Annotated in this window: 12 protein-coding genes; 3 read left to right on the top strand and 9 right to left on the bottom strand. The window is 58.3% G+C overall.

All coding sequences use genetic code 11. The features are described from left to right. Positions 1-14 precede the first annotated feature (14 nt). The 3 genes from BR48_RS26785 to BR48_RS24955 form a co-directional block, all read right to left on the bottom strand. Positions 15-2,291: a cadherin-like domain-containing protein gene (locus tag BR48_RS26785; RefSeq protein ID WP_051615192.1), complete on the bottom strand. Its 2,277-nt coding sequence runs from the start codon at positions 2,289-2,291 to the stop codon at positions 15-17. Further along, positions 2,288-4,036, bottom strand: coding sequence for a type I secretion system permease/ATPase (locus BR48_RS24960; RefSeq protein ID WP_051615190.1), 1,749 nt, complete (start codon positions 4,034-4,036; stop codon positions 2,288-2,290). The genes BR48_RS26785 and BR48_RS24960 overlap by 4 nt, the downstream gene beginning before the upstream one ends. 68 nt (positions 4,037-4,104) lie before the next feature. Continuing rightward, positions 4,105-11,709 carry a peroxidase family protein gene (locus BR48_RS24955; RefSeq protein WP_051615188.1) on the bottom strand — a complete coding sequence of 2,535 codons (7,605 nt, stop codon included), beginning with the start codon at positions 11,707-11,709 and terminating at the stop codon, positions 4,105-4,107. A 551-nt stretch (positions 11,710-12,260) separates the two neighbouring features. Between BR48_RS24955 and BR48_RS0118570 the strand changes: the two genes are divergently transcribed. Continuing rightward, positions 12,261-13,388, top strand: coding sequence for a sensor histidine kinase (locus BR48_RS0118570; protein ID WP_197030370.1), 1,128 nt, complete (start codon positions 12,261-12,263; stop codon positions 13,386-13,388). Positions 13,389-13,744: 356 nt separating this feature from the next. Here BR48_RS0118570 and repC read toward each other — a convergent pair whose 3' ends face one another. From repC to repA, 3 genes are all read right to left on the bottom strand, one after another. Continuing rightward, positions 13,745-14,962 carry a plasmid replication protein RepC gene (gene repC / locus BR48_RS0118565; protein ID WP_027232688.1) on the bottom strand — a complete coding sequence of 406 codons (1,218 nt, stop codon included), beginning with the start codon at positions 14,960-14,962 and terminating at the stop codon, positions 13,745-13,747. Positions 14,963-15,117: 155 nt separating this feature from the next. Continuing rightward, complete coding sequence (gene repB / locus BR48_RS0118560; protein ID WP_027232687.1) at positions 15,118-16,146, bottom strand: plasmid partitioning protein RepB; 1,029 nt, start codon at positions 16,144-16,146, stop codon at positions 15,118-15,120. Next, a complete protein-coding gene (gene repA, locus BR48_RS0118555; RefSeq protein WP_027232686.1) occupies positions 16,146-17,339 on the bottom strand; it encodes a plasmid partitioning protein RepA in 1,194 nt (397 codons plus the stop codon). Before repA ends, repB begins: the two co-directional genes overlap by 1 nt. 541 nt (positions 17,340-17,880) lie before the next feature. Between repA and BR48_RS0118550 the strand changes: the two genes are divergently transcribed. Further along, the gene (locus BR48_RS0118550) at positions 17,881-18,420 is read left to right on the top strand and encodes a glyoxalase superfamily protein (protein ID WP_027232685.1); all 540 of its coding nucleotides are present in this window, start codon (positions 17,881-17,883) and stop codon (positions 18,418-18,420) included. A 5-nt stretch (positions 18,421-18,425) separates the two neighbouring features. On the opposite strand, the gene BR48_RS25570 is transcribed toward BR48_RS0118550, so the two are convergent. From BR48_RS25570 to BR48_RS0118535, 3 genes are read right to left on the bottom strand one after another with little or no spacing between them, the layout of a single operon-like run. Next, positions 18,426-19,637 carry a TonB family protein gene (locus tag BR48_RS25570; protein WP_027232684.1) on the bottom strand — a complete coding sequence of 404 codons (1,212 nt, stop codon included), beginning with the start codon at positions 19,635-19,637 and terminating at the stop codon, positions 18,426-18,428. A 3-nt stretch (positions 19,638-19,640) separates the two neighbouring features. Continuing rightward, positions 19,641-20,090: a hypothetical protein gene (locus tag BR48_RS0118540; protein ID WP_027232683.1), complete on the bottom strand. Its 450-nt coding sequence runs from the start codon at positions 20,088-20,090 to the stop codon at positions 19,641-19,643. Between the two features lie 2 nt (positions 20,091-20,092). Beyond that, on the bottom strand, positions 20,093-22,234 hold the full coding sequence (locus tag BR48_RS0118535) for a TonB-dependent hemoglobin/transferrin/lactoferrin family receptor (RefSeq protein WP_036814898.1): 2,142 nt from the start codon (positions 22,232-22,234) through the stop codon (positions 20,093-20,095). 230 nt (positions 22,235-22,464) lie between these two features. Between BR48_RS0118535 and BR48_RS0118530 the strand changes: the two genes are divergently transcribed. Next, complete coding sequence (locus tag BR48_RS0118530) at positions 22,465-23,526, top strand: hemin-degrading factor (RefSeq protein WP_027232681.1); 1,062 nt, start codon at positions 22,465-22,467, stop codon at positions 23,524-23,526. Positions 23,527-23,533: the final 7 nt, after the last annotated feature.

The raw sequence follows: 23,533 nt of genomic DNA, 5'->3' as shown, positions 1-23,533 counted from the left end.
TTCTATAATTGCGTTCAAACGTTCTCGACGAACATCAGCATGTGATGGCCGTCGAGGCTGATGGTCAGCTCCTGATGGCCGTCGCCATCCAGATCCGCTTCGATCAAAGTACGGTTCATATTCTCGGTCTGTGCATGGCTGATGCGTATCGGAAGATCTGGTCGTTCCGTTTCGCCGTAGATGTTTTCGAAGCGGTCTTCGATTGCGTCCATCACTTCATTAAAGATGTCGTACTGCGAGATGCGAATACGGTCGCCGACCATGAAGTCCAGTATTTCGTGGATGATGGCTGCGCCGTCACCTTTTGCTTTGAACTCGAAGATGTCATCGCCATTTCCGCCGGTAAGAGAAACGGTGTCGCTCGCGGCGATCAGGTGATCGTTACCCTCGCCGCCAATGACGCGTTCAAAGCCGTCAATAATGTCGGAACCGACCATGACGCCGGTCGCGGTGCCATTGTCCATGTCTATGACGACCCCGGCTCCCGACTGGGCATAGCTGATAGTATCGACGCCCGCCGAACCGATAAACCTGTCGTTGGCGCCGTCGGCTGCAGCAAGGATGGTATCATTGCCGCTTCCCGCGTCGATCGTGTCGCAACCACCGCCATCCACTATGGTGTCGTCGCCTTCGTTCGTGAAGATCGCATCGTCGAGGAGGCTGCCTATGACTGTGTCGTCGCCAGCTCCGGTTCTGTATATCTCGAAACCCGAGATCGTATCCTCCCCGATCTCGACGCCCGTAGCGCACCCGGCCGCGGCATCGAGGGCAATATCGCGCCGCGCGGAAGAATAGTCGATCGTATCAATCCCGGCATCGCCGGAGTAGCTGTCGGCAACGGCATCCATGTCGCCCGCAACCACATCATTACCCTGGCCGCCAGCCACCGTATCCGAACCTTCGCCGCCCGAGAGAAAATCATTCCCGCCGCCGCCATCGAGTTTGTCTGCGCCGCTTGCGCCGAGAAGACGGTCGTTTCCATCCCCTCCGAAAACACTGTCGTCGCCGTCTCCTCCTTCCAGAACGTCATCGCCGGTTTCACCCAGCAAGCTGTCATTGCCGCTGCCGCCGAAGATCAGATCACTGCCTTCGCCGCCAGAAATCCAATCGTCGCCATCGTCGCCGAACGCGATGTCGTTGCCGGACCCGGCAAACACGCGATCTTTGCCCGCACCGCCCGAGATCCAGTCATTGCCGCTTCCACCAAGGAGAATATCGTTGCCGGCTCCTCCGTAGATCGTATCGTCGCCGGAACGGCCCACGACATTGTCATCGCCATCGCTGGCGAAAATGCTATCCTTGCCCGCGCGCGCGTCGATTATATCGTCGCCGCTCGTGCCGCTGATGTCGTCGGCCAAATCGGTGCCGACAAAAACACCGCCGGTGCCGGCTAAAGGTTCGGCCACCACGGCGAAATATGCGGTCTGCCAGATGCTAAGCGCGCCATCGGTGATCTGGTAGCTGATCGTGACGGGCCCAAGCTCCATCGCCTCGAACATCCATCCGCCCGACGAATGCGTGATGGCGCCGGATGACGTACTGACATTGCGTATCGAGAGAGCATCACCGTCGGGATCGGTCGTGTTGCGCAGCAGATCTGCCAGGGTGATATAGGCCAAACCGCAGCCGACAACGTCGTGAAGCTGGACCGGACCTGCGGTTCGCGGCGCACGGTTCTGGTGCGGCTTTTCCGGCGTGGGTTCGCCATCCTCGTCAGGATCTTGGTCCTGCTCAAACGCAACCGGGCCATTGTTCTGACCCCACTCGTCAGCCCCGCCAACTGCACCCGCCGCCGGCGACCGGGCCGCAAAATCCGGCGGGTTGTCGTTGGCTGCGCGCAGCGACAGGGAAACGGGTCCAAAGCCCCGAACGAAGTCCTCGATCGAAAAATCCATCTTTTGTGGCGACGCGACCATTGTTGCCGCGACGGAGTTCGACACGACACCGACGTCGAAGCTGGAGTTCCGCGTCGGGGTCAGGATTGGCGCTTCGCGGTCGCGTACTGCCAAACCGGCCACGTCGGACACATCATCCGCCCAGGTATCATAATTTCCGACGAGCTTGAGAACGGGCGGGGTCGGATCCTGCACGTCGGCTTCAGGTTCGCCTTCCTCGCTTGCCGCCGTTTTCTGATCATCCGGCCAGAAGCTCTTCAAATACAGCATTATGCCGGTCAGCACGATGATGACATAACGCGGCAAGGAGGATCGCTTTTTCTCTGAAAGAAGATAACGGGCCTGCGGATCGGCCTCCACACCATCGACCTTGGTTGATTTGACGTCGATGATCATGCCGGTACCCTTTCCGCTTGCTCGGCGCGGACCGGTCGCTTTTCGACTGGTTGAGCCGAGGCTCCAAGTATTTCGTTTCTCTCGCCAAATGCCGTCAGTTTGCCGGCCTGAACGACGGCAACGAGATTGACCGCAGCAAGAGCGCTCGGCCGATGAGCGATCACGATCGCGATGCCGCCGCGGGCACGGATGTCCTGGATGGCGCGCGTCAGCGCCGCTTCCCCTTCCGCATCGAGATTGGAATTGGGTTCGTCGAGCAGCACAACGAATGGATTGGCGTAAAGTGATCGGGCAAGGCCGATGCGCTGCCTCTGCCCGGCCGAAAGAGCCGTGCCCTGCGGACCCAGTTGCGTGTGGTAGCCGTCAGGCATACGCACGATCATCTCGTGAATCCCGGCATTGCGCGCCGCTTCGACGATAGCGCGCGGATCGGGCTGCGGCGCAAGCCGGCAGATATTCTCCTCGATCGTACCATCGAGCAATCCCACATCCTGGGGCAGATAGCCGATGTGGTCGCCAATGACATCGCTGCGCCATTGGGTGAGTTCAGCATCGTCAAGCCGCACACTGCCGCGAAGCACGGGCCAGATGCCGGTCAGGGCCCGGATCAGCGTGGTCTTGCCGCCGCCGCTCGGGCCTATGATACCGAGTGCGTCGCCCGCCTTGATCTCAAAGCTGACGTCGCTCAGGAGAACGCGACCCGTCCCGGGAGCGGCAACGGTAATCTTTTCTACCTTGAGGCTCATGCACGGGGTCGGAAGGTCCATCGGGAGGTCGGCATTGCTGAGCGCGATGACCGTTTCCCTGATGCGCTGCCATGCACCACGGGCAGCAACGACGCCTTTCCAGTTCGATATGGCAAGGTCGACCGGGGCCATCGCTCGCGCCGACGCTACTGACGCCGCGATAATGGCGCCGGACGAGAGTTCGCCCTGGATCGTGAGATAGGCACCGAGGCCGAGAATGGCCGATTGCAGGATCATCCGCAGCACGCGGGAGATCGCGCCGAAGGTGCCGCTGATGTCATTTGTGCGGGTCTGAAGCTGCAAATGTTGCGCATTGGCCTCGGTGAAGCGATCGATGGCGCGGTGGGCAAAACCCATTGCACACAGGATATCGGCGTTGCGGGCATTGGAGTCGGCGATAGCATTGCGGGCAATCGCGGACTGGTGCGAGGCGCCTGCCAGCCGGCGCGTCATGAGTTCGGTGGCGACAGTCAGGCAGACAAGGATGAATGCCCCTCCCAGGGTCAAGGCGCCAAGCATCGGATGCAGGAGGTAGACGAATACGAGGTAGAGCGGCATCCACGGCAGATCGAACAGCGCAATCGGTCCCTGGCTTCCCAGAAAGCCGCGGACCGTGTCGACGTCGCGGCCACGCTCGAGTGCTTCCGCGGTCGAGAAGCCGAAGCGCGGCATGTCGATTGCGACCTGATGAGCAAGGGGAGCAAGCTTCTTGTCAAGCCGCGCTCCCACCCGCACGAGGATCTGGGAGCGAATGACATCGAACAGGCCCTGGAACAGATAGAGTCCAATTGCCAGGAGCGAGAGGGCGACGAGTGTCGGTATGCTTCCGCTGGTCAATGCCCGATCATAGATCTGCAGCATGTAGAACGAGCCGGTCAGAGCAAGGATGTTGATGACGCCTGACAGCGAGAAAACGAAGAAAAATACGCTGCGCAGGCCTTTGACAAATTGTTGGGTTGCGTCGCTGTTTTTGGCGGTCCGGTTGTTGCTTTTGGCCATTACTGATCCCCGATCTTTGCGATTTCTTATGGAGGGCTGGCGGGCCGGCATGGCCCGCCATCAAGCAATTACAGTTCGAAGTCCCATGCAGTCAGCGCGTGTGTTCCCTTGATGCTGATCTTGAACTCCGCGCCGCTTCCACCATCCTGATTGCCGTGAACCACGGTGTAGTCGCCGTCGCCGCGCGCTTCATGCGTAACCTTCAGCGCACCCTCGGCATTGAACCCCGATCCCGTGACCAACGTGAAGGCCTGATTACCGGCAATGGAACCCTTGGCATCAATGCCGCTGAGGTCGATTTTGTCGCCGGGCTGGAAGCCATGGATGGTATCGCCGTCGGCATCGTCGGCGGAAAGGAAGCGGAACGTATCGTTGCCCGCGCCCCCATCGATTATGTTGACGGCCGCGCTTGCAACTATCGTGTCATTGCCGCTGCCGGTAATGACATTCTCGATGCCCCAGAGCGTGTCGCTGCCGGTAAGACTGCTCGTTGCGCTACCTCGACCCATGAAACCTGAGCCGAGATCGACATTGATGTTGGCGGTAATTGCCGCCATATCCAATGTGTCGCTGCCGACAGAGCAGGCGGACGATTCATCGCCGTAGTAGACATCGTTGCCGTCATTGGCGGACGCTACGAAATGGTCGTTTCCAGCTCCGCCATGAGCGATGTCGTCGCCTGCCCCGCCATCAATGATGTCGCGACCATCGCCACCGAAGAGCCGGTCGGCGCCCGCGTCTCCGTAGAGCATATCGTCGTCGCCGCCGCCAAAGAGATCGTCGTTCCCCGCGCCGCCGAACAGCATGTCCCGGCCACCTTCGCCGCTAAGATAATCGTCGCCATCCGCGCCGCGTATAATGTCCCGGCCTGAACCGCCAAGAGCACTGTCATTGCCGGCAAGGCCGAGGATCGTATCGTCATTGGCAGTTCCGACGAGAACATCGTCGCCGGCAGTGCCGACACCCGTGTGCTGGCCAGTCGATTCGCCCGGGGCATCGACATCGTCATCATCATCGTGATCGCCGCCATCATCGTCGTCGTCATCATCATCGCCGGGGAGATGCGGATAGTCGTCGTCATCGCCGTCCGGATCATAACCCTCGTCGGCAAACTGCGGCATGCCCTCGAGCGCGGTGAAAGTGATGCTGTAGTCGTCGCCGACAAGCGTGGTCTGCCCCGTTTCGCTGATCGAAACTTCATAATCTGCGATCGTCGTTCCAGCCGGAAGTGCGATCACATCCTGCGGACGGAGTGAACCCACGATCGTGTCATTGCCACCATTCGACCGGAAGACAATGCGATGTGCAGAGCCGAGCGAGGTGATATCGACCATGTCGTCCCCGATCGTACCCTCGATCGTGATCGTATTGGGACGGAGGCTCGTAGCGGAGAAATCCCCGATGATTTCGATGGTGTCTCCACCGGCCGTACCTGGGGCTGCCGGATCAACACCGTTGATGCGAATTTCCTCGATATCGGTCAGCTCGGCAATGACATTGGCAAAGCCGGTTCCATTGCGCGTTATGACTATTTCGGGCGTGCGCCCATTGAAGCTGGAAAGGTTATTTCCAGGAACCGCATCCCATGCAGCGAGCGTATAGATCCGATATGTCTCGGCCGAGGCGTTGCCGTTGATGACGAATGTATCGCCGGCTGTACCTTCGGTGCCGCCATTGACGATATCCCGTCCATCGGTGGCTCCAGAGGCATTGGCATTCCAGATAATGAGGTCGTCGCCGCCGAGCGCGTTGATGATGTCATTGCCGAGATTGCCGTCGAGCGTATTGTTACCGTTGGTCCCCGTGATTGTTGTGCCGAAATCATTGCCTGTCACGGGCGTGGACGGCGTCGTAAAGATGAAGTCGGCAGCGGTGACGGTGCTGTTGTCGACCTCCTCCAGCCTGATCGAGCCGATGACGTTACTGCCCGCATCACGTATCGTGATCAGCGTATCGTCGACTGCGCCGTCTTCTATATCCTCAATCTGAATGCGGGATGCGCTCGTCGTTCCGATGTCGGATGCGGACAGGCCGAAAGCGCTGAGATCGATGCGATCCTGACCCTGCGCTGCATTGGCATCGAAGCCATTGATAATATCGGCGCCGAAGTTGCTGGCGGTATAGCGGATAATATCGTCGGTGCCGTTCGAAGTGGTGAGGTTGATGATATCGTTGCCGTCGCCGCCGACAATGACGTTGTCGCCGGTTCCGGCATTGATCGTATCATTTCCCGTGCCGCCATCGATGAAATCATTGCCGCCACCGCCATTGATCGTGTCATTGCCGCCCGCACCGAAGAGCTGGTTGTCGCCGCCATTGCCGTTGATGACATTGGTTTCCGAATTGCCGGTGCCGTTAATGTCGCCATTGCCGCCAAGGGTAAGGTTTTCCACAAATGCGCCGAGCTGGTAGCTCTGGTCGGTCTGCACGGCATCCGTGCCGCCCGTCGCAGTTTCTACGATCACGTCGCCGGCCGTCACGATATAGGTGTCGTTGCCATCGAGGCCTATCAGGGTATCGATTCCGTCACCGCCTTCGATACGATTGGCGAGCTGATTGCCCGTGCCGGCAAAGGCGCCAGCGCCGGTGAAGGTTAGATTCTCGACATTTGCGCCGAGGGTGTAGGCGGCAAGTGTAGTTTCAACCGTATCGGTTCCTTCGTTCAACGCTTCGATGACGACGTCTCCGGCGTCATCGACCTGGTAAACATCATTGTTGGTACCCCCGACCATCGTGTCGGCTCCAAGACCGCCGATCAATTCGTCATTGCCCGACCCACCGACGAGAAGGTCGTCCCCGGCACCGCCGTCAAGATCGTCATCGCCGGCATTGCCAAACAGCAGGTCGTTGCCGTCATTGCCCACGAGGTCATCGCCGCCGGACGTTCCGGCAAGCACCGTATTCACCCCTGCTGCTGCGGTGCGAGTTCCGTTGTCGTCGATGCTGATGGCGAAATCGCCATCGAGCGCATAACCCTCATAGGTACCGCCATTGAAGTTGACGAACTCCACCGCCTCGCCCGATTGGTCGAAATGATCGACAACCGTAATTTGCTGGCCGTTGAACTGGATCAGGAGATTGTCATTGGCGCTGGCGGGTGACGTGAGTTCGCTGAAGGCCAGGCCCGTAAGCGCGCCAGCCGCGATAGAGATGCGGTCGGTACCACTGGTTTCTGTGATTGTGTCACTGCCATCGCCAAGGCCGAACGCATAGGTGTCGTCGCCGCTGCCGCCGTTCAGCGTATCGTTACCAGTCCCTCCCAACAGAATGTCGTTCCCGGCAAGACCGTTGAGTATGTCGTTGCCGCCCTTGCCCACAATGAGATCGTCGTCGCCGGTACCATTCAGCGTTTCCGATGCCGCCGTACCTTCGATTACGTTGAGTACGCCGTCGGTGAAGCGCAGCTTCTCGATACCGCGCACGGTATCGCGACCATCCGATACGGGGTTTGGATTGGCCTCGTTCTCCCCTGCATCATCGTCCTGCTGCGGCTCGACAAAACCGCTATGGTCGATATAGAGGCTCGCATCACTGTTCAGCCCGAACGTATAGTTGGCGCGAACGTCGGTATAAACTGCCGTGTCGATATCACCGGCGACATTGCCGTCCAGTATTTCGCGGACGATCGACAATTGTCCCGGCTTGATTTCTCCCGAAAGCATGCGCGGGGCAAGTTCCGTCATGCTGTCGACGCTGAACGCTGTCCAGGCCTGACCCGGCAGCGGCGTCACCAGAATGCGCACATTGAGCCATTTGTCGCCGTCGATCACATCGTTGCCGGCGAGACCTTTGATGATGTCGTCGCCCCCGCCGCCAAGAAGGATGTCGGAGGCGTCGGCCGTATCCATGACAACCTGTTCGACCACACCGTTGTTGCCGGTTTGCGATGTACGCGCAATGTGGGCCACGAGAGCCCTAAGGCCTGTGATGAGATCCACGTTCTTTTCAAGAAGTGCATTGGAATAGGAGTCGAGCGCGGAGTCCGGGCCGGGGATTGCCGCGGTGCCAGTGGCTTCGGCACGTGTGTTCACAGCTTCGCGACGACCCGTGAGGGTGTCGTCATGTATCCAGCCTGACAAGCCCTCGACCAGATCGAAGCGATCGCGGAGAATGAAGGCTTCCTGGGTTGCAAAGAGCGGTATGCCGAGATCGGAATTTGCCGCGTTGACATCGCCCTTGTGAATGGCCCAGTCAAAACCGGCCATGCCGTTGCTACGCTGGATACCCTCGCTCTGGAACATGATGTCATCGCCGGATTCACCATCGTAGTCGGTGTCGCCGCTGCCGCCGTTGAGGACATCGTGGCCGATGATGGAGGAGTTGAAAAACAGTTCAGAGTTTTCGCCCGCAAGCGTATCGAAGCGTTGGCCGCCTTCGAGCCAGTCATCGCCCTCATTACCCAGAAGGAAGTCGCCGCCGGTACCGCCGAGGATGAAATCGTTGCCAGTACCGCCGAACGCTTCCTTGCCGTCGGGACCAGTGATGATGAAGTCGTTGCCCTCGTTGCCGAAGATCAGCGACAGGCCGGAACCGCCATGGATGACGTCATTGCCCGCATTGCCATGAAGGAAATCGGCCTCGCCGATGTCGGTGCCGGCATTGGTGATGATGTCATCGCCATCACCGCCAAAAACCTTGTCGACACCGTAGCCCGCCTCGATCCGGTCATTGCCGCCCCGCCCCCAGATGGCATCGTCACCGCCCCCGGAAATGATCGTGTCGTCGTTTTCGGTGCCGCCGATGGTAAAATGCTCATTGCTGTTGACGCGGATGTAGCTTGCATCCGTCACCGTGTCGTTGATCAGGTTGCCATTGGCGTCGCGACGTTCCACCAGCCGTGAGAAGGCCTGCAGGGTGGGATCGTCCTGGACCGGGTCGGCGCCTAGCTGCTTGCTGATGTCCATTTCGAGCGTCGGCATCTGGAACGCAGAGAACACATTGCCAGGGAGCGCCGTCGATCCCGGCTCGCCGAGATCGGTATTGCGCATGACGATCTCTGCAAACGTGTTGTTCTCAAGCTCGTTGAGAAGATTAAGACCCTGGGTACGCGACAGATAATAGAACCGGTCGGCGTCCTGCAGGTTCTCCATCGTCATCTGAAATACAAAACTGAAGGTCGAGCCGAGCATGCCGCCGAACGACATCTTCTTCTCGGCAAGACCACCTATCCAGAAGTCGACATTGTTGAGGCCGCCCAGAACCCCGCCCGCGTAACTTCCCGAAGCATTGAGGAAATCGAGCCGGTCGGCTGGAGCGCCAGCGCCCCCAAGCACGAGGAGCGTTGCAGCTGAGCGCTTGGCCTCGACCGTCAAGGCCTGGGTGATGCTGTCATGCGTGCCATAGGCCGCAATGAAGTTGATGATCGATGCGGGATTCTTGAGGTTAAGCGCAAAGTCCGCCCAACTTTGATAGGGCTTGAGCAGCGTATCGCCTGTTCCATCATAAAATTTCTGGCGCGCTGCATTCAGTGGCGGCGTTCCCACATCGCGTCCGCGGGCGATGTTGATCGTGGCAAGATCGAGCGGTACGCCGAGCAATTGGTTGCGCAGCACGTCGGTCACGAATTCATCGATCTCATTGCCCGTCTGCCTGGTCATGCCGCGGATAATCGCTCCGGCGGCCGTGTCGGCATCGCCTGCATTGGCAAAGGCAACCGGATTGAGGAAGCCATCGAAGAGCGCGAGATCGTCCACGACGGGATCGCCATTCTCATCGAGGGAAATGCGGGCTATATCCTCGCGCAGCATCGAATGGCCGAACCGGTAGACAACGTGCGCAAATTCGGCCGCGATGCTCGGATTGATATCGGCTGAAGGTTCGAACACGAAGGCATCGATATCCGGCTGCATCATGCGGCCGAATTCCTCGAAGACCAGATGCTGATATTCCATTTCGTTGGTGAAGCGTCCAGCCTGAAACAGGCGCTCGCCATCCCAGACAAGCGCAGCCAGTTCCTCCGGAGTTGCAGGCATGGCAGCAACATCGACGAGCAACCAGTCGTTGAGGAAATCGAGATCCCCCGACGCAAGCGCAATCTCCTTGGTCTGATCGATAAGGCGATTGTGCTCGGAATGGAAAACGTGATGGACGGCCGTCAGCGCGATGTTTTCATTGGCTCTGCCGTCGCCTGCCACATAATGAGCGTCAAGCATTTCATTGTCGTAAGCCAATTGACCGCCGCGGGTGTTGAAGCCGCCGGCCGTACCATCGGCATTGAAATACCCTATGCCTGAGTCGGTATCGGCCTGCAGGGCTCCCAACGCGTCAAGGATGGGAACTGCCGCATGAGCGATGTCGTCGAGGAACGCATGGCCCGTCAGAATGGCGCCTTGGGTGCTCACGGGTTCGGCCGGGTTACCCTCGCGCAGCACATCGTCCGCCGTTCCCAATTGGCCATCTGGGCCAAGCCCGACGACGAGTTGCGGATAGCCGTTTGGTCCAGGTATGAAGTTGCCGTATTCGTCCGCCGCTATCAGGGGAATTTTGCCGACATCAGCATCGGTAAGACGAATGCCGAGAACGTTGGCGGCTTGCGCCTTGATGTCCGCCCAGGTCGCAAGGCCCCCTGCGGTGCCTTCCAGCAAATAACCCGTGGCAATCGGCTTGCCATCTGGACCGGCAACATACTCGCGCATGAAAACCTGCTTGGAGGCAGTTGAGCCATAAGTCTGGTTCTGATCGACCCACGGCGTCGTCAGGTTGACCGGATGCGCGGGACCATCGTCGGCTGTATTGGCAATGCCATCGAGGCCAAGTCCGTCATCGGCAGTACCTATCAGGCCGTCACGGCCGGCATCAACCGTCACACGGGTCAATGCCATGAAATTGGTGTGACTGCCGGGAACATAGAGCGGATCGTCCGGCTGCAGCGGCACATAGACCGTCCCGTTGCCGCCCTTGGCGACGAGATCGAGACCATGGTCAAAAAACTGACCGAAGATGGTCATCCAACCATTATAGGGCGAGGAAAGACCATCGTCGGGGGACACATTGGGGAGCAGCACGCTGTTGCCGTCCATCTCGATGCCATGCTCCTGCAGCAGGCCATCGAGCACGCCCTTGGCAAGTGTATAGGCATTCGACGGTGTCTGGCCTGGTCCCGGAGCCGGAATGGCTTTGAGAATGGTATGGGCGTTGACGATTTCGGTGAGTGCCGTCGTCAGTGCGGCGCCTCTCACCCCTGCATGCATCAGCGCCGCACTGATCGCGGCTGGATTGTTGAGGGTCTGATCGACGATCAGGTTGGAGATAAGGCGGGGATCGGCATCGATCACCGTTCCGCTGCCTGGGGCATAGGTCTGGCCGGGGCCCGTCCCGCTTGCGGGCCGGCCATCACCACCGCCGCTGCCGCCAACGCCATAATCGTTGTTGTCATAGATCATGCCAGGGCCGAAGACGAGACTGTCGCCGTCAGCATCGTTCATGTAGTTCGGGTCAAAAATACCGGGGAAGCTCTGGTCGGCTGCGCCCCAACTCTCCCGGCCAGGGATGAGGTTGTTGTAGCTGCCATCGACGGTGCGAAGACCATAGGGAAGCAGGTGCGCCTGGGTAAGGCCATCATTGCCGTTATAGCCTGCCACCAGTTCGGCCAGGTCACCGCCCGCTGCGTGCGCTTCCGCTATCTTGATCTGCTTAAGGATAAACTCGAGATCGTGCTTTACCAACGTTACCATGACAGTCTCCCACGGAACTATGCTGTTGTCCTCGCCTCTGCTTCAAAGACGAAGCGGGCATTGTGGGAAGCATCTCTCGAACGGGTCACGGGTGTAACGGAACAAGGTCTGCCCAATTCCACTGTTCCAGGTCGTAAATCGCATTGTCGCAAGGTCGGAAAATGAATCAGACCTAAGGCTGATGGTCGATTGGACCAACGGCCTATGGAACACATGTCCTAATCTCCTAGCGGTCGCGCGTTCCTGCCGTATATTAGGGTCTGATCGGCTAGCTTCGGGAGGAATGCTTGCAAGGTAAATGGAGGCAAGAAATCAAGGCGTGGTTTGGCGAGAAAAGCCTGTCAACGCAATTTGCCCTTGCCGGCGGCGTGTTCATGCTCGGAGCCATGTTTCTTGCAGGGTCCGTTGTTTCGAACATCGTATCGAAGGTTACTGTCGAAGACACCGCCAGTGCGACCGCACTGTTTCTCCAAAGCTTGATCACCCCTCTCGTTCACGACCTCGCAACGGTCGAATCTCTGTCGGCAGAACAGATCCAAAGGCTGGACGCTTTGCTGGGCGGCGATGAATTCAGCAAAAGGTTTCCGCACCTCGAGATCTGGAAGGATGACGGCCTGATTGTCTATTCCAGATCGGCGGAGATTATCGGGCGAAGGTTTACCGCACCGCATGGCCTCGTCGACGCTCTTGCCGGAGAAGTATCGGCGCAGTATGCGGACCTGTCGGCCGCCGAACACACGGTGCGGGAATTCAACAAATCCTATCTCGAAATTTATGTCCCTATCCGCGAGCTCCTTTCAGGCAACATCATTGCCGTTGCCGAGATCCACGAGGTACCCAGCCAGCTCGAAGAAAAGCTGACCCTTGTGCAAAGACGCACTTGGCTGGCCATTGTGGCCGCGACCCTCCTTATCGTTCTAGGGCTGTTTGGAATCGTCTATCGTGGCAGCCGGTTGATCGATGTTCAGAAAGCCGGCCTCGTGCAGCGCCTTAGAAAGATCGAACAGATTTCGGAGCACAATCGTCGCCTGCGCGAGCGATCGCAGCAAGCCTCAAGCCGTGTTGCCGAGTTCAATGAAAGGGCGCTTCGCAACATCGGCGCCGATCTGCATGATGGTCCGGCGCAGTTGATAACGCTGGCGGCACTAAAACTGGATGAGGTACACCGTGCCCCGAATGGAGCCGCGCGGAAAATTGAGCTCAAGAAAATCGGCGGCGCGCTTTCGGAAGCACTGGATGAAATACGTTCGATCTCGAAAGGCCTGATGTTGCCGGATATCGAGAAGCTCGCACTTTCCGATTTGATTTTTCGCGTTGCGCGAAGTCACGAGCAGCGAACGAATACCAAAGTGGACGTAGACTGTCTGCCAATTACGGAGCCCCTCCCCCTTGCCATCAAAATCTGCGTCTATCGCTTCGTTCAGGAAGGGTTGACAAACGCCTTCCGCCATGCGCGCGGTCACGAACAATCAGTCATATGTACCTTTGACGGCATGCAGCTTAACGTTTCAGTTAAAAGCGGAAACAACCTTCAAGACAGGGAGCCCCCCGTCTGGCGCGAAGGCATGGGTCTCAACGGGCTGCGGGATCGCGTCGAGAGCCTCGGAGGATCATTCCAGGTGTATTCAGGACATAACAGCGCCAACCGAATCGAGATGACCCTTGATTTCAGGAATTAGCCCAGCACCCTTGTCGCACACATTGCGAGCGCCTGGCATTTCTCACCAGTGACGCTCATAGCTGGGCCGGACGAAGCTGCCAACTATCTTCGACCCTAGCCGCATTATGGTTAACAAATTGTTTTACTAGCATATATTCGTGATAATTGAACCTAATACGGCATTCGTTTCTGTGTCTTGGATAATTGATTAGCCATTGCATTCCAATTTGTCGGACACGTTTTGTCGAATTCACGTCCGGCGATCGCGTGAACGACGTCGCGCGGATCGTGCGCGCGGCTGTTTCCTCAGTCAAACATGTGCTCCACCGGAAAGGAAACTCGGCCTTCGGGCGTAAACTAAGGCAACCTCCATCCTCATTCCCCAGCCACCAGTGTCGGGCGTATTCCATTGGCTTTGAGCGCCGCCATCAGCATGGGGCCGACGGTGAACTCTCCTGCCCGCGCCTTCTCGGTCAAGGCTCGCAGATAGCCGCCGGCGGAATTGATGTGCTGGGCCCGTTCGAGGATCAGGGCGATGACGATGGCGGTGTTTTCTTCGCCAAAGACGTCGAGCGCCTCCGCATAGGCCGAGGGCGAAATGCCAAGGTAACCTCGTACCTGCGCCGCCGTCGCCATGAAGCCGCGCCAGTTGTCGATGCCGGCCGCCGCATAGTCGGTAATTTCCGGACACGCCTTCATCACCAGCCCCAATGGATAGGTCTTGGTGACATCCTCGGCCTTCTGCCGGATGGGTTCGGATCTCGCGCCTTGGCTTCTTCTTGAGCCGGGTTCAAAGTCAGATTGAGACTCGGTATTTGAATTCTGTTGCTGCGGCTCAGTCTGAGACTCATTGCCGCTCGTATTTCTGGTATTAATGTTGTTTTCCAGAAGGATAGCGACTTCCTCATGCAAATCCGCCAATGCAGCGAGGATCGGCTCCAGCGCGGCGAGGACCGCCTGGCGCGGAATGGCCTCGACCAGGGTGCGCAGACGCTGCCACAGCGTCGCCCAGTCGCCTGGGATGGCTTCGGCAACGGCAACCTCGATCAGCTTGGCTATATCGCGGCGATGCAGGGTAATACGCTCACGCACGAGCTTCAGCGCCCGTTTTTCAGCGCGCACACTTTCTGCTGCGGCTTCGATCTCCTCGGCGCGGGCAAGCAGGGGCGCCAGCGAAAAGCCGAAAGCGTCGGTAATCTCCCCTCCCCTGCCCTTGCGCGAATAGCGCTTGCCGTTGGGGCTGTCCTTGCGGGTGATGAGGCCGCATTCGACCAGCGCTGCCAGATGCCGGCGCAGAGTCGCGCTCGCCATGCCGTGCGCGCGCATTGAGAGCTGAGCGTTGGAGGGAAAGACGACGAGCCCGTTAGCGCTGGAAAGTTCATTGTCCGGCAGGAACGACAACAGCGCATTGAGAACGGCAAGCGCCCGATCGCCGATGCCGATGATGTCCTTGCCTTCGCACAGCCAACGATAGATCTGCCATTTGTCGGCCGTCTTGTCCTGATCCACCGTCTGCGCCTGGCGCTGGGCCTCCAACTGGCCAAGCGACATCGCCCGCCGCCCGAAGGGCGTCGTTATGAGATTTCCGAGCATCTCGTTTCACCTTTTCAAAAAGGCAAAAGAACTCAACTCGCCAAAACGACGCCAATGACTCTTGACAGTGATTCGGGGAAATGCGATTCTCAAGTTGCTACAGATGAGAAGGGCTTCCACGACGGCAACGTTTGGGGGCCTTTTTCTTTTGCGGTTTAGTCTCCCGTTGTTTCCTTGGCCGACTTCCGGAAAGCCTCATAGAGATCTCCCAGATTGTCGGCGATCCATTCGGCAAAGCGTGGGCCGTTGCTCGCCTCGAGCGTGACCGTGGCCTTCTTTGCGGTTGTTTTCAGCGTAACGCTGACCGACTTGTCACTTGGAACCCAGACCTTGGCCCCGGTGGCTGCTTGCGCCTTGTCAGGCCTTCGGCTCAATATCTCGACGGCCTTTTGAAAGCGCTGGTCACTGGACATGGCCCTGCAGTTGTCCGCGGACAACAACGCCAATAAGTTCTTGAGCCTTGATTTCGGTGCAAGCTCGGCAAACTCCATCCACCGCCGCCTCCCGACCTCCGGTGCCGCGCCGATTGCCTCAATAAGCTCGGTCGGAATTTGCCGTACAACCGAGATCATCTTCGAGAGGGCCGCCTTGTCCACGCCAAGCGCAGCCATGATCGTATCGCGCGAGAACGACCGCTCTTCGAGACGAACCGCAAAGAGGGCCCGCTCGATATAGGAAAGGTTGGTTCGCGCATTATTCTCCTGTCCCTGACTGACAACCAGCTGGTCATCAGAAAGCTCCCGGATGACGGCGCGAACCCTGGTGCCCAGCTGCCGGACCGCCGCCAGCCGGCGGTGACCGTAGGCGACCTGATAGCGGCCCTTATCTTGCGGATGCGGACGCACGAGGATCGGCACTTGCTGGCCATGGCTCTTGATCTGTTCAACGAGTTCGGCAAGTTCCGCCGCATCGATGCCAAGGCGATCGCTGATGAAAGACCCGTCAACGATGGCAGGATCGAGTTCGACGATCGTCTGCCCTTCGGCCAGCTGTTTCTCTATATCCTGCGCACGCTCGAACTTCTGCGTGATGCTACCGAGCGTCTTCGTGATGCCGCCAATGGGCGTGCTGCGCACAGTCGGCGCGACAAAGCCGGCGAGCGGTCTCGTGGCCGTCATTGGCGTTGCCGTATCCGGGGCGGCACTCTCGGCGGCGGAAACCTCGATGAGGTTCTTGCGGGCCATTATTTCCTCCCCCAGGTAGCGTTGAGGAGGCCTTCGATTTCGGAATTGACCGAGTTCAGCGACTCCATCGCCCGGTCGTAGGTGCCCCGCGTAAACTGGCTCCGCTCGACCTCATAGAGCGTCTGCTTGGTCACGCCCGCATCGGAAATGGCGGTCGATTTCAGCATGGGATTGTGTAGCATTCGATTGCCGAAAATCGCCCGCATGAATCCGGTCATCTGGTTCTGCGGACCATCATTGGGCTCGTAGCGCGTCACGAGATAGCGCATCCAGTCATAGCTTGTGCGGCCGCCTGCCCGCTCGACCACGGCCATCATCTCGCTGGTCATGGCTAGAAACTGCGACATGGACATCACGTCGAGCATTTGCGGATGCACGGTAATCAAAACCGACGTTGCTGCGCACAATGCCGACATCGTCAGGAAGCCGAGCTGTGGCGGGCAATCGATGATAACGACGTCGTAAAGGCTTTCAATGTCGGCGAGCACCTCGCCTATGCGCGCGAAGAACATCGTCTCCGCCGATCCCGATGTGATTGCCCGTGGCGTTTCATGCTCGAACTCCATGAGTTCCAGATTGCCCGGCACGATATGGAGGTTTTGTGTATATGTGGCCCGAACGATCTCTGCGATCGGTCGCGGGTCCTCGTAGCGTATAGCACCGTAGAGCGTTTCGCCCTCGCCTACGTCGAGTTCCGGTTGATGGCCGAAAAGCGCCGACAGCGAAGCCTGTGGATCGAGATCCACCGCCAGAACGCGCTGGCCGCGCAGCGCGAGATATTGCGCCAGATGCGCAGAGGTTGTCGTCTTGGCCGACCCCCCCTTGAAGTTCATTACCGCGATGACTTGCAGCTTTTCTCCGGACCGGCGGTTGGGTACGTATTTTTGCGATCCGTTCTTTTCGTCGAGGGAGCGCCGGATCCGCTCCATATCGGCTGGCGTATACATCCGCCTGCCGTTTGCAAGGGGTTCCGGTCCATGTCCTTCCGATGCCACCTGCCGCAGATAGCCTTCACCAATACCGATATAGTAGGCGGCCTCGGCCGGCGTGAACTGCCGGATGCTTTTCTGGGACGTTGGCGGAAATATCTTCTGCTGGTGAAGCTGGAGCTGGCGTGACAATTCCAGCGAATCCGCGGACAACATCGATGGCAGGTGCTCCTGCTCGCCGCTTTGGATTGGTGTCTGCAACATCGGTGATCCTCGAACTGCGCAATTGACGAAACTTTAGCTCAAACTGCGCAGTTACAATATGGCCCGATTCGTAAAGAATTCACAAACATTTAACCATGGCGCGAATTGGCGGCCTGAGCGGCTGTTGTCCGCGGACAACTTTGGTAATTTAAAGCCACCTGCATCCCTTTGAGTTAGACTCTGGAACTGCCGCAGCCTTACGATAGGGGAGGGGAGATCGTCGTCGCCATAACGCCTAATATAGAGCCCGCATCCCGCGTTCTTCGCACTGGGAATATACCCTCCACAGGCAACAGCCAGCCACACGGACAGCCACGGTCTCGCCTGTAGAAATATTACCGGAAATGCATTTTTGCCCCCTGACAATTGCGATTTCCTTCACTAAGTTGCTCTCAGGGCCTGAAGGTGCGCCTGCCGTCCGCACTCCAGAAATGGAGCATGGTGAACGCCTTCGCATAATGTTTCCTGACCTTCCAACGTCGGGCGAAATTATCTGCAACGCGGGCACGGGTATGAATTTCGCCGGATGAAAGGAAACGTTATGCGTGATTACCGCAATGCGAAAGCTATGGCGAAAGTGCTGAGAGATGCATTCGCCGAACGCGAACAGGCCATCAAACAAAGCGAAGCACTCGAGATTGTGGCTCGGCAGTTTGGCCTGGCGAACTGGAACATCCTTGCCGCGCGGATCGATGGCGTGGCGGAGAACAGTGCTATCGCCTTTGAACAGGCTGTCCCAATCGTCAGAATATTCGACGTGGCGAAGGCGCACGAATTCTATCTGGGGTTCCTCGGCTTCAAGGTCGATTGGGAACATCGCTACGGCGACAACTTTCCGCTTTACACGCAAATCTCACGCGGCGGCCTGCGGCTGCACCTGTCCGAACATGCAGGCGATGCAACGCCGGGTGGCAACATGGTCATCTACATGAAGGGAATACGAACGTTCCACGCGGAGCTTTCAGCAAAAAACTACCGCTACATGAAGCCTGGACTTCATGACGAGGGCACTCGGCTTGAACTCGAGGTGACCGACCCCTTCAACAATCACATGCGATTCATGGAAGTAACGGACGCGTAATCCACTTAACCGCCAAAGGCGAGGGGAACGTCAAACGCCCAGCTCGAGCGTTTGGCGTCGGCGGGGATCGGAGGGAAGGGCGCAGCACGCCTGACTGTCTCAATCCCCGCCCGATCGACGGCGGGATTGCCAGAACTGCGGCCTACGGCAACGCTCGATACGCTGCCATTATTGGCGACGACGAAGGAAACGATCAACTCACCCCGCAATCGCCCCTGGCGGCGCAAAGCACGCCGAAGCTTGGACGTCACCGTACCCGGATAGTTGGATACCGCCGCATTTCCCTCAACGGTGGACTTTCCTTTGGCGTTGCCATCAGAACTTTTGTCGCCATCGCTCTTGCCGTCGGCAACGCCGACGCGCGCTGTGCGCTCATTCGAGCCCTCACGGCCCTGTGCTGCTAGTGGCTTGGATGGCTTAGCCGGCTTTGCTTCGCTCTCTATTTTTGCCGTTCGCTGCACGGGTTTTTGAACCGGGGCGGGGTCGGTCTTCTCGACGATGTGCGTCGCTTCCGCCGGACTCTCGGCAGGCTCTTCAACCGGCTGGACTGAATCGGTCTTAACATCCGCCGCCTGCGTTACCGGGGCGACGCTGCCGTGTTCAGACGGAACCTGCACCGCAAGCACTTCCAATGCGTCAGCGGGTGCAACGGTTGCTGGCGTCTCCTCGACGGCCGTGACATTTTCTGCCGGTTCAACAGGCATAATCGCTTCCGCAGGTACCGGTGTCTCAATTGGGGCGTCGCTGGCGGCAGGGGAGGGCGGTACTTCGACATTTTCCACAGGTATCGGGATTGGTGCCTGCATCGATATCAGTGTGACGTTGGTCGCATCAGGAAGTTGATCCGGCTCACCTGAGCTGTTCATGTCGACCGCACCGTCGCCAAGCAAAGACGCCATGGTCTGCTGGCTTCCAGCAATCAGGACTTCGTCTGCGATGAATCCGACCATGAAGAGTGCCAGCGCGGCATGAAACCCGCACGACAGAAGGAGCTTGCGATACCAGCTTGTTGCGACAGGCACCGGCGTGCTTGACAGGCTTTCGCCTGCGTTGGCATCCGGTGAAAGTTCCATCGCCGACGCGCCCGGTAGTTGCTGATGCTCTTCGGGGTGCGCGTAGGAGAGGAGCAGACTGGTATCGGAGACAAGATGCAGCGCTGGCGGTTCCGCCAGCCTGACAGGCTGGGGCTCGGAACGAAATGCCAGCGCGTAGGCCATCACTCAGCTCCCGAACTGCACCGATGATTTGGTGATGGGCTTCAACTGCCGGATACAGGCTTTCGGGTCGATCCCGGCGCCGGAGCACTCAGTAGCATCGTTGATGAGGACACGCGTCACCTTGGCACAGTCAGTGTCGCCGAGATCGAAGCGCCGCACCTTGGTCTTGCCTTCGGGGAGGTCCTTGAAGTCAAGCACCGTGATGCGGTCTACGACGTTCGCCTCGTTGAACAGAGCGATCTCGAAGGCCGCCTTGTCGAGCGGAGCTTTGAGCTTATTGCTGACGACGAAGGTAAGGCGGCAGCCCTTTTCGGAGGGCTGCAGCGCATTCAATTCGAGAGTCAGGGCTGGCGCCGGGGTGGACTCTTCCCCCGACGCCAGCCCCGTTGCGGCAAGAAGTGATATGGCTGTAACAGCGGTCATGCTAAAGCCAAGACTTGCTGCAAATTTCATGGTTACCATCCAAATTGTTTGGCCAAGGTGAGTTTGAAGGTCCGGCCCTTGGCGTCTGTGCCGGACAGATTCTCGCGATATTGCCGATCGAAGATGTTCTCGACAGCGAAGCGGGCTTCGAAACCGGCATATTTGCCCTCCTCGGGCTTCCAGCTTGTGAAGATGTCGTGAACGCCGTAGCCCGGTGTCGGCTGGCCGGTGAAGCCTGTATCGGTGTGGGCGGCGAATTGGCCGCGCCAGCCATACTCCACGCCGTAATCGACCATCCGGCCGCCAACAGTCATCGTCAGTTGCTGCGCGGGGATCGTTGTCAGCGGAGCACCCGTCTGCTCGTCCTCGCCCTTTATGTTGCTGTAGGCGAGGCGAGTGAAGAAGACCTCAGCGTCATAGGACCCTTCGACTTCAACGCCATAAATTTTCGCTTCGGCGATGTTAACGTAGTAGGTGACGGGCAAGCGGCTGCGGTTGTTTGGATTGGTGCTGATGAGGTTGCGGATCTGGTTGTAGAAACCGGTGGTCTTCAGTTGCAACGTATCGCCGGCCCGCATCAGATCGTAACCGGCGACAGAAAAGCCGGCTTCGTAATTGTTCGACGTCTCCTTCTCGAGATCCAGGCTGGCAGTGCGACCGCCAGGATAGGTCCCGCGTCCAGGACCCGACGTTGAGTAGAACTCATCGATGGTCGGGAACCGTTCCGTGTGGGCCACCGACCCGAACACCGAGAAGCTGTCGTTGAATTTGTAAAGCGCTGCAAGCTTCGGCGAAATTGCATCATCCGAGGTGTCTTCGGCACTGGCGATACCTTCGCCCGGCGATGTGTCGCGGTAGTCATAACGGATGCCGGGGATCAAGGTCAGCTTTTCCCGCCACACGAATTCGTCCTGGGCGTAGAACCCGTACTTGTTCTCGGTTCCCTCAGGATGGAACAGAATCGGCCCAGGCCGGACACCGCTGAGCGATTCGGCGTCGCGATCCTGACGGCTGATTTGCGTGCCGATCGTCAGGTAGTTCTCGAAATCGTCAGCCTTGTACTCAAAGGTATTCTCGAGACGAGCCTGCAACGTCTGGTACGAATAATCCGAATCGTCGAACAGCTGGTCGGGCATGCCTATTCCCGAAGCATTGGTCTGTTCGTTCGCAGTGTCCGAATAGGAGAGTTCGAACTTGAGATTGAGCCATGGATTGTCGCTGGCGGGATTCTCGTAGCTGAAGACGGCCGTCTGGTCAGTCACCTTGCGATCGACTGTTCCAAAATCAAAATTGTCGGTCTGTGAATAGGCCTGGTCGTCGCCGCTGCCCTGCCAGCGCTGATAGGAAAGGCGGATGGTCTGTTCGTTACCATCGCCGAAACGATAGGTGCCTTTCGCCAGACCAGACCAGGATTCGAAATTCGAACCCTGGATCGTGTCGCCATCGCCGTCCTTGTAATCGTCGCTCTGGCGATAATTGCCCATCCCAAGGAATTCGAAATTCTCGTTCAGGCGCGTCGCATAAATGGTTGAGCCGAGAATGCCCGTACCATTGGAATCATAGGCGCTCTTTACGCGCACGGAATTGTTCTGACCGTTCACCAGAAAATCTGCCGCGTCTTTCGTCGTCAGATTGATGACGCCGCCGAGGGCTCCGGAACCGTAGAGGGTAGACGAAGCCGGGCCGCGCAGGACTTCGACCTGCTTGTAAAGCTCGGGATCGCTGAAAAAGGATCCCATGCGGTACTGCTCGTAGAATTTGGGCGTACCATCGACATTGATGATGATCTTCGATTCGTCCGCCGCCGCGGCTCCGCCGATACCACGGATGTTGAACGCCTCGCCAAAAATACGGTCGCTGCCGATCGCGGTGACACCGGGCACGTCGCGCAGCGTATCGCCGATCGTCGTCGGCTGGTCCTGATCCATCTGTTCCTGATCGACCACGGTTACGGCCTGCGGCGTATCGATCGCGATCTTGTCGACGCCGGCGCCGATCACCAGTCGCTGCAGCAGCGTCACGCGCCCCTTCTTTGCAGCTTCACCCTCGGGCTGTTGCGCCCCCGGTTGTGCATTTGGAGTGACCTGCTGCGCCCCCGCAACCGCCGAGCCAATCATTACCATCAGCGCCGCTCCGCCGAGCAGAGCAGCCGTATTCCGTGCAATAAGCCCCATAATTACCCATTCTCTCCAGAGTCTGAATGCTGGCTGGCTTAAAGGCGCTCTTGAAAAAGCTCATTGCTCGCTTGCAAACGATTGTTTCTAGAAGGTCATTTCAAATCTTGACTGGTTGACTCTTCTTTGTGTTGAGTAATAAAGGTGACTTTAAGAGTCAAGTTTGAAAAATGGCATTCTTGCCCGCTTCAGACTTTCATTCGAGGACAAAACATCAAGGGGCGCTCGTCATGGCTGAACCAGTAAAATCTACTCCCGAAACCATTCGGCAGGCTCGTGCTGAAAATCCGAAAATGCGCGAGCGGGACCTTGCGCAGCAGCTCGGCGTCTCGGAAGCCGAGCTCGTCGCTGCCTATTGCGGAATCAGCGTCGTGCGCATCAGCCCGCGCATCGAGACGTTTCTGACCGAGATTGCTTCACTTGGCGAAGTAATGGCACTTACCCGTAACGAAAGCGCCGTGCATGAGAAGATCGGCACTTACGAAAACGCCCATGTCAGCAAACATGCTAGCATGGTTCTCGGCGAACAAATCGACATGCGAATCTTTCAGAGCCATTGGGCCCACGGCTTCGCAGTTGCCAAGGAAGACGAGGACGGTAGCGTCCGCCGCAGCCTGCAATTCTTCGACGCAGCGGGCGAAGCAATACACAAGATTCATTTGCGGCCGGCTTCCAGCCTCGATGCGTATGAAGTGCTGGTCGCCAAGCTGCGCCTCGACGACCAATCGCAGACAATCGAACTGACTTCATTGCCCGAAATCGAGGAAAAGAAACTGGCAATCGAAGAGCTCGACGCATCCAGCCTGCGTGATCGCTGGAAGAAAATGCGCGACGTCCACGAATTCTTCGGCATATTGCGGTCGTTGAGCATGACGCGCCACCAGGCGGTGCAAGTCATCGGCGACGATTTCGCTTGGCGTCTCGACGGGCAGACGGTGACCACGATGCTGCACCAGGCGGCCAAGGGCGAAATGCCGATCATGTGCTTTATCGGCAATCGCGGTTGCATTCAGATTCACAGCGGACCGATCCAGGCGGTGAAGCCCATGGGGCCCTGGATCAACATCCTCGACGAGACGTTCCATATGCATCTGCGAACCGATCACATCGCCGAAGTATGGGCCGTACGTAAGCCGACTAAAGATGGCCACGTAACATCCCTGGAGGCTTACGATGCGAAAGGCGCGTTGATCGTGCAGTTTTTCGGCAAGCGGGCCGAAGGATCGGGCGAACGCAGTGACTGGCGCGACCTTGTAGAAAATCTTCCCAACCTCATGCATGCAGCGGCGTGAGGCGACC

The organism is Phyllobacterium sp. UNC302MFCol5.2, assembly GCF_000686005.1.
Classification (GTDB): domain Bacteria; phylum Pseudomonadota; class Alphaproteobacteria; order Rhizobiales; family Rhizobiaceae; genus Phyllobacterium; species Phyllobacterium pellucidum.
Note: the sequence above shows the minus strand (reverse complement) of the source record. Positions and strands in the feature narration are given on the sequence as shown.